This is a genomic window from Microcoleus sp. S13_C3, assembly GCF_036700905.1.
Classification (GTDB): Bacteria; Cyanobacteriota; Cyanobacteriia; order Cyanobacteriales; family Microcoleaceae; genus Microcoleus.
Genome location: NZ_JAUBPT010000013.1, coordinates 2,243 through 14,788 on the forward strand (window position 1 = coordinate 2,243; position 12,546 = coordinate 14,788).

Here is a 12,546-nt window from a genome sequence, read left to right on the forward strand (position 1 = left end):
TCCCCCAGTGACACCAGTTCCCAAAAAGAATGAAACTGTAGACCAGCTCCAAACCTGACGGGAATCACTGATTCCCCCATCGAAAATCGAAAATCGAAACTCGACCGCATCACAAAAACTAGCCCAAAATTTCCCCCAGTGACACCAGTTCCCAAAAAGAATGAAACTGTAGACCAGCTCCAAACCTGACGGGAATCACTGATTCCCCTATCGAAAATCGAAAATCGAAAATCGAAAATCGTATAACGTTTTCTATGCCTAACCCTTGACAAATCAGCCCGACCCATGATACACACACTTCTCGAACGACTTTTCCCGCGCACCCCTGACAACAGCCGCGACGAGGTAAAACGGCGCCTCAAACTGGTTCTAGCCCACGATCGCTCAGAACTCAGCCCCGAAATGGTTGAGTCGATGCGCCGAGAAATTCTAGAGGTGGTATCTCGCTACGTGGAAATCGATACCACCGGGTCTGAGTTTTCGCTGGAGAGCGACCAGCGGGCCACAGCACTAATTGCAAATCTCCCGATCCGGCGAGTCAGACTCGAACCTCCACCGAGGAATTTGCCCGATAATTTGCCCGATAATTTGCCCGATAATTTGCCCCCGAATCGACCAGAGAATCGACCCGAATATGTACCGGAGTATGTAGTCGAAATTCTCCCCGACACTACGGAGTGATAGGGATTGAGCTTTTATTGTCAGGCAAAGAGTTCGATTCGAGCCGATCGGCATTTAAATTAAACTATAGCAACCGCTTTCGTCGGTTAGAAAATAGACTAAAATTAGTGGCCAGTTTTGCAGAGCGATCGCGCAGACTTTTGGGCCCAAACTGTACAGTTATACCTCCTTCATCAGGTCATCCGAGCGATCGAGTTAAATCGCATGAAGAAAATCGAAGTTGCTCAAGAGTTGGGAATCCGTCACAACACCATCGCCGCCACAAGTCGATGGTATTGCATCACAGGAGACTTCCAATCGGAGGGCATTGTGGAAACGGCCTGCTAATGGTCACTTGCATCACAAAACAGAGCCAAGTTGCGAGAGTTTGTCAAAATACACAAGCACAATAACCCAAGCTGAGATTACACAACTGTGGGAAGCAGGGCATGATTGCTTTGTACTCATACAAAAAAAATAATTAAGAGTTGTAATCCCTATTGACATCTGCACAGTTAGCTAATATTCTTATTATTTAAGATTTAAAATTCTCCAACTATTTCCAGCAAAAACTTAATAAAGTTTTCCAGTCCGCGCCTCCCTCCATAACCACTTCTAATTCTAATAAAGAGGAAGAGTCAACTACCCAGCATCAAGCGGAGTACCGCTATGACGTGGGCTTGCATCTGAGCTCCACCGCAATTCCGAGAATCTTTGCAGAATCTCAGCTTTAGTTTCACCGCCCGACACATTAGGGGATGCTGACAAGCTCCCCGTACTCGCCCAGTCTTGCCGGACGAGTAACGTTCTCATGGCAATATTTCGCGCACCCACCAAATCAGCATGAAGCTCGTGCCCGCAACATTCACAGCGAAACAATAGCCCTTTTTTAGGTCTATTTGCTACCGAGGTGTGTCCACATTTTGGACAGCTTTGCGAGGTATAATTAGCTGGGACTTTAGTAGCTAAAGAGCCGTTCAAATTAGCTTTGTAGTCAATATAGCCGTGTAATTCGGCAAACGACCATTTAGCTTTATTTCGATTAGCTCTTCGCTGTTTTCTGCTAGCCTTTTTGCCCGAATTGGACTTGGTTCTATCCCGTATTCCGGTGAGGTTTTCTAGTCCAATTAGGGTGTTACGTTTGGCAATATCCTTACTGATCTGGTGGTTTACATCAGCGATAAACCGTCTTTCTCTTCCCGACAAAGCAATTAGCCTGCGCTTTGCCGAACGAGTGCCTTTACGCTGAAGAGTTATCCGTGCTTTGTGATAGCGGTTGGCTTTATGTCTAGCTTCTGAACCAGAGTAAAATTTAGACTTGTTTTGTAAGTCTGTTTCTACGGCTAAGTAGCGCATTCCCACGTCAACGCCAGAAATTCTGGTTATTTTCAGTGGGTCGAGTTCAGGGGTTTCTACCTCAATACTTACCATCAAATAGTAAACTTTAGAGGAACGCTGATAGACAATTTTAGCTGCTCCAACCTTGGAACCATTGGCAATCAAATCTAGATGTTTGTTGTAGCCCTCATACGAGACTACTATTCTACCAGCTAGGGTGATAATACTCACCCTTTGCTCGGATTTAAACGAGTAATCGCGTTGATAATTTAAGGTACAGGTTCGAGAGATATATTTAGGAGGTTGGTCTAGTCCTTTGTACCGTTTCTTGGTGTACCCTTTAGCAATACCATCGTTAGATTGTTTTACTTTAGTCCAGAGAGTTTTGTAAGTTGCCGAAACTTGTCTTGGTACATTACAAGCCATCTGAGCACCGAGTCCAAATCGAACTCGCAATTCATTGTAGACAGCCTTTTGCAACTTAGCGCCATTGCTGGTTTTGTTCGCATCAAAAGCAACTCGCGAAGTATGATTCAAGGCATCGCGATAAGCCAAGGTAGTCTGAGACACCAGAGCTTTTTGCTCGGCATTCAGGTTTAGCTTTAACTTGGCGGTGATTATTTGAGGCATTACTTTCACGAACTCTGGGAAAATTCTATCTCGTGAAGACACCAAAAGCAAGTGGTGTAGTAAAAATCATCTGTTCGCTCATCGACCGCCCCTCACCCTTCCGACACATAAAGTCATCGGTTTGGTTCGGGGCGGCTCTCTTCGCTCACGCCAATTCCTCCCGACGCTCACCTGGGTACAGGTAGAGCGCGGGACTCCTTTGGGTTTAGTTGAAAAAATTTCACCCGGTCTCTCAGAAGTATTCATAGGACTCGGATGGGACGTTAAAGCTACAGACACGGGTTCTGACTTTGACCTAGACTCATCATTGTTCCTCTTAGGTGCTAACGAAAAATTAATTTCTGACAACCACTTCATTTTTTATAACAATCTCACAAGTCCAGATCCCGACAAATCAGTGCAGCACCTGGGAGATAATCTCACGGGGGCGGGCGAGGGGGATGATGAAGTTATCAAAATCAACCTCAAAAAAGTGCCTAATGATGTCCAAAAAATTCTTGTAACTGTAACCATCCATGAAGCACAGCAACGCCATCAAAATTTTGGTCAGGTGCAAAATGCCTTCGTGCGGATCGTTAATGCCCAAACACAACAGGAAGCTGTTCGCTATGACTTGGTAGAAGATTATTCCATAGAGACAGCACTGATCATGGCCGAACTCTACCGGAAAGACGGCGAGTGGCGTCTCAATGCAGTGGGATCAGGTTATCAAGGTGGTTTACAAGCATTACTCGATCGCTATAGCTAATATCATTTCCGTTTAATTTGGAATTATATCCGATCGACTTCCGTAGGGGCGGGTTCACCGACAATATTTGGCTAAAACCAACAATCTCATAAACCCGCCCCGTCCATACAATTCCGATACAACCGGATTTGATATAAAAAGGTAAAACACATGGGAATTAACCTACAAAAAGGACAGCGCATCTCGCTTTCCAAAGAAGCGCCAGGGCTAACAAAACTGATGTGCGGATTAGGGTGGGATGTGGCGAAACGCTCCGGTGGAGGTTTGTTTGGGGCTTTTAGCAGTGCTCCAGATTATGACTTGGATGCCTCAGTGATTTGTTTAGATCAAAATGGCAAAGTGAATAATAATGCCAACATCATTTATTTTAGCAATCTCTCCCACCGTTCAGGAGCTATTACACATCTAGGTGATAATCGCACAGGGGCGGGAGACGGGGATGACGAGCAAATACTCATCGATTTATCTCGGATGCCTTCGGAAATTGTAAAACTGGTTTTCACAGTTAACATTTACGATTGCACGGCACGTAAGCAAGACTTCGGACAAGTTCAAAATGCGTTTGTGCGTTTGGTTAATACGTCTAATAATCAAGAACTCGCAAAATACAACCTATCAGGTTCTGAATACAAAGGCATGACGGGGATGCTGATGGCAGAAATCTACAAGCATAATAATGAGTGGAAAATGGCAGCCATCGGTAACGGTGTTAAGGTTAATGGGTTACAGGAACTTGTGAAAACCTATGCTTAACAACTCGCTCAATACCTAGATGCTTTATAAGTAATTGGACAGAATTAATTACACACTGATTTTTTGCTGATTCTTTACTAGACAAGGCTTGTAGCCCAAATTTTTGTGTAATTAATTGTGTCCTACTACTTACTTGCTGGAATCAGACACTGAATCAATGTCTCTGTACGATCGCCTAGACCTAACCAAACACAATCGCAAGCTAAAACTCCCCCTCTCTCAACGGCTAAACCTGACTAAACCCCCCAAACTCCGCTGTCAGGGCTGTCGTTCCCGTATCCAGCCTCAGTGGGAGTTTTGCCCTTCCTGTGGAATAGTTCTAATTGATAATGATAGCGATTTTCGCCGTTGCAGTTGGGTAGATGTATCAGGAATGGATGTCGCACCCGAAAATAAAGAAGCGATATTTTCCTTACTGATGGACGCTTTCTCCAAACTCTACGGCGCATTTAGAAGCGTCAAGGTATTTTTGACATCCGATCCCCCCGATCGCAAAGAGTGGGGCGAAGATTTTACTCATGTTTATATATTCGTTGATAGCCAGCCGGTTGACTATCTCGGCGTGGCTAGCTTCAAATCGGGAATGGTTACAGATCGGGCGATTATTCGGATTGATCAAGTATTCTATGCTTCTTACAATGCCAGCCTTAGTCTCAATCAACTATCTAACTTAATTGCAAATACCATTGCCCATGAAATAGGACATACACTAGGACTCGATCATTCTGCACTTCCGACCGATGTCATGCACAATGGACTCGTTCATACTGTTCATAGCTTAATGCCTCCCTCATTTCACGCAGAGCAAATAAACTCAATGAACAATGCTATTCGCAGATATAAAGCCTTGAATAATTGATTGGCTAGAACCATAAAATAGCTGAATTTAGAGATCGAATTCCCCAGGATTAATGCCTACAGCATGGCAAGCTTCTTTGACAACCTTCTTTTCATCTTTGTCAAAATTACCATCCGCACCACCGATAATAATGCCAATTTGGATGACGGCACGACCTTGGTCTAGTTTTTTATTAAGTTTCCCTATCGCTTGGATAGCCTCAATTTTACCAAAATCGAAGTCTTGTGATAGCTTCTCACAATAAAAATCAAATTTTTGCTTCAACTCCGACGCCGGAAAAATTTGGAGTGTTTGATTGGAAATTATTAGAGCCGCCGTTTTTTGTCTTTCCTCTGTATTGATAGTGCCATCAGCAGCAGCAATCAATGCACATATTGCCATTGAGGCATCAGCAAAATCATTGTTTTTAAACTTGGAAATATTGGTTTGCAGAGAATCATTGATTTGTGATACGTTCTGCTTTAATTTCTCCCAGAAAGTCATTTTTTCTCCTGTTTGGTGAATGAGATATGATGTTTATGACCGGAGTCACAGTAATCTAAGCTGCTCTTAACTTGCCAAGCAATTGCCAGGCCCTGTAAGACCCTTAAGTTGATGAATTACACTCCTGTAGTGTATCATGGTTCTTGAGGTTTTAGATTAATCAAGTCTATCTTCATAACTAATCGCTCTTTCACAGGTTTTTTCGTGGTCTATCTTACTTAATAATTAATCGCTCTTTCCAGAGTATCTTGTAACTGAAGTTCTAACGGTCGGTCAGAGCGAATTTTCAAACCCGGTAAATCGTGTTTGACTAACGTTTTGTCGCCGGTTTCAGCAGTTGCCAACGGCCAGAGCACCCAGCGGCTGCCAGGGGAAAGAGTGCTTAAACTTGCAGAGTTTTGAGTCAACCAAATTATCGGCAGTTTCGACCGATTATCGATCGCATCTTCCCCAGCATTAACCGCCGCTAAAGTTTCCAAAACTACCCGGTTCCCCGATACGAGTCCAGTCCCGGCAGTCCAAAGTTTGACGTTTAACAGGCGCTTGCTAGCATAGAAGTAAAGAGACGCAGCTACTGTCACGGCTCGTTCAAATTCTTCTGGCTGCCACGCCGCAGCGCTGTCGAGAGCAATAATAATTTCTTGACCCCCGGCTGCAACTTCTAACTCTCTCACCCGCAGTTCTCCGTAGCGGGCACTGGTGCGCCAGTGAATCAGGCGGGTGGGGTCTCCGTGACGGTAAGGTCTCAGGTTGCGGGTGAGACCTTCTGTGGCAGTTTGCGATCGACTGCGATTGTAAAATTGCGGGCTGTCTTCTTGACCGATGCGATCGATCAAAGGACAAGTGCTCAACGGCAAAACTTGTGGATACACAACCGCCACCGCTTTGACTGGGCGGCTGCGTCGGCACCAAAACAACCCTAAAGGTGCCGCCGTCCTCAAGTTTACCTCTTGCCAGCGATAGACGCCGCGCTGCCGGACTTCCAGATAGTATGTATGCCTGTATATACTGTTAGGCTCTATGACTTCGATGGGGCGGGCGACGGGTTCTCCCAATACAAACGGCAAGATGTCTATAACTTGCAACAGAGTCTTAGGTTGGCGGGCGCGATTTTCGATTTCTAGTTCAACGGTGATTTGATCGCCCGCACTCACCGGTTCGATCGGGCGGCGACGGACTTCCAAGGAACGGAGCGATTTTCCCGGCAAAACCGCAGCTACTCCCAACAGCGCTAAACCCCCACCGCTGAGCACGTACAGCCACCCAGACATTGTATTAGTCGCCGACCCAAAAAAGAAAACCGTCATCCCCGACAGCAGCCAACCCGCGTAGGCAGGGGTAACAGCACGATTTTCGAGCCAGTCGGCGATTTTGTGACCGATGTTCATAGGAGTTTAAATTGTTAATTACTCGATCGCCCCATCAAGCCTAATTGTAAAATATTCTCAGCATTTAACACCGAATTAGCTGCGAGCGATAAAATTAGAAATCGGGCATTTTTTCGCAATAAATCTACATTGACCCCCCAAAAAACGGATACAAGCCCCCGACACTCAGTCAGGGTCGATCCCCAAATTTTAGACTCTAGTTCCTGCTCGCAGATTAATCTGTCGAGTAAATCTAAAATCTAAAATCTAAAATCTAAAATCGATTGACTGGAGACCCAAAAATGAACCCATTAAACAATCCTACACCCCTTCGACCAGAGGCTCAAGCCCGCCGAACACCGCCCCCGCCCCCGCCCTTGGCTGCAACTCCCGCGCCACCTCCTGCACCAGCGCCGAGTGCGCCCCCCGCAGCCCAGAAGCGGTCTGTGGAGACACCCCTCAGTACGATCGAACAAATGGTCAGAGATGCCCATGCAGCGAGCGCTTCCGATATTCACATTCGAGTCGGCCAAGTACCTCGATTTCGGATTCGGGGCGTGATGCAAGTAGCAACTAACCACCCCAAAGTAACCCCAGAAATTTTTGAAAATTACCTAGCCGAAATTCTCACCCCCGAACAGCGAAAACAGTTTGCAACTACCAAGGAATTAGATTCAGCAATTTTTTACCCTGGCTTCGTGCGGTGTCGGCTAAACTGTTTTGATTCCCTCAGCGGCGGGGCCCTAGTATTGCGGTTGATTAGTTTGGAAATACCTACTATCGATTCCTTGAGGTTGCCAGAAGTTTTCAAAAATATCATTTTGCGATCGCAGGGATTAATATTGGTTACGGGGCCTACCGGTTCGGGGAAATCGACAACCGTAGCTGCGATGATCGACCACCTCAATCAGATGGAGCAAAAGCACGTAGTTACAATTGAAGACCCGATCGAATTCATTCACCCTTCTAAAAAATGCTTGGTCAGCCAGCGGGAAGTCGGCTTGCATACCCACGAGTTTCAGCAGGCTTTGCGGGCTGTTTTGCGGGAAGATCCAGATGTAATTCTGATCGGGGAAATGCGCGATCGCGTTACCATCAATACAGCGTTGCAAGCAGCTCAAACTGGTCACTTAGTATTGGGAACTCTCCACACTCGCAGCGCCATTAACGCTATCAATCGGTTGTTGAACCTCTACCCGCCCGAAGAACAACAGGCGATGCGGATTCAAATTTGCGATTCTTTAGTGGCGGTAATTGCCCAACTTTTGCTGCCAACAGTTGACAACCGTCGAGTAGCAGTTCACGATATTTTGGTGAATACACCTGCCATGCACGATTACTTGATGAAAGGTGCTGATGATGAAGCTTTCCGATTAATGGAGCATGATACTTACGAAGGAATGCAGATTATTAACCAGGGTCTTTACAAACTCGTGCTTGAAGGCAGAGTGACGATCGAAGAAGCAGCCAAAACTTCTCCCGAAGCCAGCGATTTAGACCGTCGCTTGCGAACCGGAGGCTACGATGTTGGGGACGCTCGTGGCTTTGAAGGCAGCAAAAAAGAACGCATTGTTCGCGCCTAGTAGCAGCACCCATACAGGGGTAGGCACAGCAGGACTACCCCACCCATCAAGTAACAAGATTTTCAGCAGACGAAAATATTTGATGAGGGCTTTTATGCGTATTTTTACTTAAAATCTCCCTTTAGTAAGTAACAAAAAATACATTTTAATTAAATAGTAAAATGCTATAATCAATGCCGAGTGTATTGTTAAGTTTTTTAAACCTAGACCCTACTTTACATAAACTTTAAAATTGCGTGAAAACTCGCAGGTTATTGCAAAGAAATAGTAAAGATATCTTCGGAGTATTGCCAACACTCAGCAATTTAAGTATATAGTTGTAGTGACCAATTTTGGACAGAGAACATTCCTACTGTGCCGATATTTGCCGATGGCAGAAGTAAGCAGGTTAAAAAAGCGCTTAATAAAAGTACAAGCAGAGCCGCTCGCGTGTCTTTCCAATTAAGTAGCTTTCCGTCGAAAAAATCCTAAAACCAAGCAGACTTTTAAAGATTCGGTTCCTCGATAATTTGTTTAACAACGCGCTTATCAGCAGCGGTATTTCTAGAATTTAAAGGAGAAAAAAAAGTGAAGAGTGCATTTAACCAAAGAGAAGTGTTTGAAGGTGCCAGCAAAGCGGAAATAATTGAGCGCATCCAGCAGCTAGTTCCCCCCGGTTCCCCGGAACCCCAAGATCCAGAAATCCTCGCGGCCTTACAAACTCTCACCGCACAGCTAATCGCAGCCTATCAAGCCGACGGACAATTAGAAAGCGAACCTTTTAGCGACGTGCGCGGTCGCACTATTCACCTATACGCATCCGCCTGCAGCAGCAAAATCAAAGGAAAAACCATCCTCATCACCGGTGGAGAAGGATGTGTCGGTCGTTTCTTAATCGCAAAACTCCTCGAATTAGGCGCAACTAAAATCATTTCCGCAGACAACGCCCGATGTGCAAACCCCGAAGAAAATCTCCCGCTTTTTACAAGAGTTGGTGCTGTAACTTTCTATGCCACCGACATTCGCAACCTCGACGCGCTCAAACACATATTTGAGGTAGAAAAACCAGCAATTGTTTTTCACCTAGCAGCCCAACGCCAACCCGGACTAGCTGAAATCAAAATCCGAGAAACAGTTACAACCAGCCTGTTAGGATGTAAACACATCATCCAACTCTGCGAAGAATACGGCGTAGAACACTGCATCTTCTCTTCTACAGGCAAAACATCTCGATATTTTACAACCGAAGTTTACGCCGCCTCGAAGAAGTTTGCCGAATGGCAATTTGCCAAAGCAGCTCAAGAAGGAGATGTGACTTACGGGATGGTTCGCTTTACTCATATGTTGGAAAATAGCTTGTTCTGCGAGCAAATGTCCAAAAAAGTAGAGCAAGGTAAAACTGTCAACGTTCACGCTCCCCACCGCTACGTAACTGCTCAAAATCTTTTTGAAGCCGTACATTTATTGCTGAATTCTCTGATTGTTTCCGTTCCCGGAAAACTGAAATTTGTTGCCGTAAGTAATCTCGGTTGGCCGACAGAAACCTTGGAAGTAGCTCTTTATAAAATTCTTGAATCAGGCAAAAATCTGCCGATTTATTTTCAAGGACTTTTGCCGGGATACGAAGAACCCTTTTTCCTTGGACAGTTTGACTGGAAAAAACCTACAGACATTCACCTCCTAATTAATGTGTTGGAAGATCCTTTTAGAAGTGTTAACGATGCGGGCGACATGGTGAGTGTAGAATTAGCTCCTTTTTCTTTGGGCGTGTTAGATAAACAAGTGTCGAAGCTGGAAAGCTTAATCATCGATCCAGATTTCCCCGAAGTGCAAATCAAGCACGCTCTTGTCGCAGCGGAAAAAGAAGTGATTGCTTCCTCTTTTGCGTGGAGTGCCCCCGAAGACTTGTTGAAGATTTTGCAGTGGGGAATCAATCCCAAGAAATTGCAAGGTTACGGAACGGAAATCGCTGACTATAGCGAGATTATCGAACTCCTCCTGCAAGGAATCTGCGGGCGACTTAACCAAGAAGTCTTGCACAGTGCTGGAGTTACTGCAGATGAGTTTGATGACTTAGTTGAGAGTCTTTCTACGCTGGATTTGATTCAAGCAGAAGTGGGATATTTGCGATCCGTGTCGAGATATCTCAGAGAATTTGCGGCCCCCGCACAGTTCACCACCAAAAAATCTGAACCTGTGGCTATCCCCGATGCAGCGTAGCTTGAACTTAGTTTTGAGTTGGGAGATTGCTTCCTGAGTGCCCACCCACAGGGGATGAATGAGTTATATCAATTCCGGTTGCAGGAGCGAAATGATTGTTGAGAGTTGACAGTTGATTGTTAACAGTTGACAGTTGACAGTTGATTGTTGACAGTTGAGAGTTGACAGTTGACAGTTGACAGTTGACAGTTGACAGTTGACAGTTGACAGTTGACAGTTGACAGTTGACAGTTGACTCGGTGTCGAAAAACTGAATGGTTGAGTGTTAACTCTTGACTCGATTTTATTTTCGGATGCAACTGGATTTGATGTTAAACATCGACTAAGTGTTTAGTTGATTAAAAATAGAACACCTAGAAACCGGGTTTCTTTTAGAAACCGGGTTTCTCCAGTCTGGGCTTGTTTGAGGTTTAATTAAATTCAGTGATTTAACATTGTCATAATTGACATGAGATGATATTATTTTCGACCGCACAACCGCACTCAAATTAATTTGTAGTGAGGACGCTAGTCCTAGTAGTTTTAGGAGGACTAGCGTCATCACTACAAATGTGAGAATGGTGATTTTTTGCGGGCATGATATGATGATACTTTAGATAGCGTGGCGCAGTGAGTTAACAAAGGTGCAATAAGATTAAATAAACTCAATGAACGCAACAAATAAAATTAAATTAAGGTAGTAGAATTGTGGAAATTAATCAGCTAATGTTCCTATTGATTGATGTTGTGCTATGGGCGATCGCCCTGATCCTTCTCATTCCCGTTGCAGTTCTATTTCTAGAATGCAGTGCAGCTTTCTTGTCCGGCGAGGGCGAGACAGCGGAAACTAAAGCGCCCCGCCCCAAAGTAGCAGTTTTAATTCCCGCTTATAACGAAGCTGCAGGAATTGCCGCCACCATCTCCACTATATTGCCACAGCTAAAACCTCAAGACCGCCTGTTAGTGATTGCTGACAACTGCACGGATGCCACGGCAGAAATCGCCCGTAACTGCGGTGCAAGTGCGATCGAGCGCCAAGACACACAACGCAAGGGCAAAGGATACGCGCTGGATTTTGGCTTGCAGTCGATCGAATCAGACCCCCCCGAAGTAGTCATCATGGTTGACGCAGACTGCATCTGTCAGCCAGACTCTATAGAAAAACTAGCCCGGGTTGCAGTTGCTGAACAAAGGCCAGTGCAAGCAACTTATCTCATGGAACAGCCACCAAATCCTACTCCGAAAGATTCCATTTCTGCTTTAGCATTTCTTGTGAAAAATTTAGTCCGTCCCAGCGGATTAAAACAGTTAGGATTCCCATCCTTACTCACAGGAACCGGCATGGCTTTTCCCTGGTCGATAATTCGATCGGTTTCCCTAGCAAGCAGCAATATTGTTGAAGATATGCAGATGAGTTTGGATTTGGCGATCGCCGGACATCCAACAGTATTCTGCCCCGAAGCAAACGTCACCGGGTGTTTGCCACAGCAGCAGCAAGCAGCCACAAGTCAAAGAACCAGATGGGAACACGGTCACATACAGACATTGTTAACTCAAACTCCCCGACTGACAGCAGCTTCAGTCGAGCAAAAACGTTTTGACTTATTGGCGATCGCCCTCGACTTGTCAGTCCCTCCCCTGTCGCTGTTAGTCGCTATCTGGCTAGCTGCTTTTGCCACCTCTTTACTAGCAGCAATTTTGGGAACATCTCCAATTCCAGCCGTCTTGTTAGCAGTACAAGGATTGCTGATTTTAGTTTCCATTGTCGGCGCTTGGGCAAAATTCGGGCGTGCCAATATTTCTGGCTCAACTCTTTTATCTGTACCTTTTTACATCCTTTGGAAAATCCCTTTGTATTTAGGTTTTCTCCTGAAGCGGCAAACTAAATGGGTGCGGACAGAACGCGATGTTTAATATTTAGATTGAGAATTTTTAACTGCCGATATC

At 45.2% G+C, this 12,546-nt stretch carries 11 protein-coding genes; 8 read left to right on the top strand and 3 right to left on the bottom strand.

From position 1 onward, the window contains the following. The first annotated feature begins 285 nt into the window (after positions 1-285). Complete coding sequence (gene minE, locus QUA16_RS05785) at positions 286-681, top strand: cell division topological specificity factor MinE (protein ID WP_445252146.1); 396 nt, start codon at positions 286-288, stop codon at positions 679-681. Between the two features lie 117 nt (positions 682-798). Continuing rightward, a complete protein-coding gene (locus QUA16_RS05790; protein ID WP_333181048.1) occupies positions 799-1,008 on the top strand; it encodes a hypothetical protein in 210 nt (69 codons plus the stop codon). 294 nt (positions 1,009-1,302) lie between these two features. On the opposite strand, the gene QUA16_RS05795 is transcribed toward QUA16_RS05790, so the two are convergent. Then, positions 1,303-2,628 carry a transposase gene (locus QUA16_RS05795; RefSeq protein ID WP_333103447.1) on the bottom strand — a complete coding sequence of 442 codons (1,326 nt, stop codon included), beginning with the start codon at positions 2,626-2,628 and terminating at the stop codon, positions 1,303-1,305. A gap of 121 nt (positions 2,629-2,749) precedes the next feature. On the opposite strand from QUA16_RS05795, the gene QUA16_RS05800 reads away from it, so the two are divergent. The 3 genes from QUA16_RS05800 (at position 2,750) to QUA16_RS05810 (ending at position 4,988) form a co-directional block, all read left to right on the top strand. Further along, positions 2,750-3,376, top strand: a complete 627-nt coding sequence (locus QUA16_RS05800) for a TerD family protein (RefSeq protein ID WP_333103446.1) — start codon at positions 2,750-2,752, stop codon at positions 3,374-3,376. 150 nt (positions 3,377-3,526) lie between these two features. Further along, complete coding sequence (locus QUA16_RS05805; RefSeq protein WP_333103445.1) at positions 3,527-4,129, top strand: TerD family protein; 603 nt, start codon at positions 3,527-3,529, stop codon at positions 4,127-4,129. Positions 4,130-4,244: 115 nt separating this feature from the next. Beyond that, positions 4,245-4,988, top strand: coding sequence for a zinc-dependent metalloprotease family protein (locus QUA16_RS05810; protein ID WP_333181050.1), 744 nt, complete (start codon positions 4,245-4,247; stop codon positions 4,986-4,988). A gap of 27 nt (positions 4,989-5,015) precedes the next feature. Here QUA16_RS05810 and QUA16_RS05815 read toward each other — a convergent pair whose 3' ends face one another. Both QUA16_RS05815 and QUA16_RS05820 read right to left on the bottom strand, forming a co-directional pair. Then, positions 5,016-5,471, bottom strand: a complete 456-nt coding sequence (locus tag QUA16_RS05815) for a TerB family tellurite resistance protein (RefSeq protein ID WP_333103443.1) — start codon at positions 5,469-5,471, stop codon at positions 5,016-5,018. Between the two features lie 218 nt (positions 5,472-5,689). Next, positions 5,690-6,859 (bottom strand): DUF58 domain-containing protein, encoded by a 1,170-nt coding sequence (locus QUA16_RS05820; RefSeq protein ID WP_333103442.1) that lies wholly within the window; start codon positions 6,857-6,859, stop codon positions 5,690-5,692. 281 nt (positions 6,860-7,140) lie between these two features. Here QUA16_RS05820 and QUA16_RS05825 point away from each other — a divergent pair, with 281 nt between their 5' ends. From QUA16_RS05825 to QUA16_RS05835, 3 genes are all read left to right on the top strand, one after another. After that, complete coding sequence (locus tag QUA16_RS05825; protein WP_333103441.1) at positions 7,141-8,421, top strand: PilT/PilU family type 4a pilus ATPase; 1,281 nt, start codon at positions 7,141-7,143, stop codon at positions 8,419-8,421. Between the two features lie 567 nt (positions 8,422-8,988). Next, positions 8,989-10,620, top strand: a complete 1,632-nt coding sequence (locus tag QUA16_RS05830) for a polysaccharide biosynthesis protein (protein ID WP_333103439.1) — start codon at positions 8,989-8,991, stop codon at positions 10,618-10,620. A 705-nt stretch (positions 10,621-11,325) separates the two neighbouring features. After that, the gene (locus QUA16_RS05835) at positions 11,326-12,513 is read left to right on the top strand and encodes a glycosyltransferase family 2 protein (RefSeq protein ID WP_333103438.1); all 1,188 of its coding nucleotides are present in this window, start codon (positions 11,326-11,328) and stop codon (positions 12,511-12,513) included. The last annotated feature ends 33 nt before the right edge of the window (positions 12,514-12,546 follow it).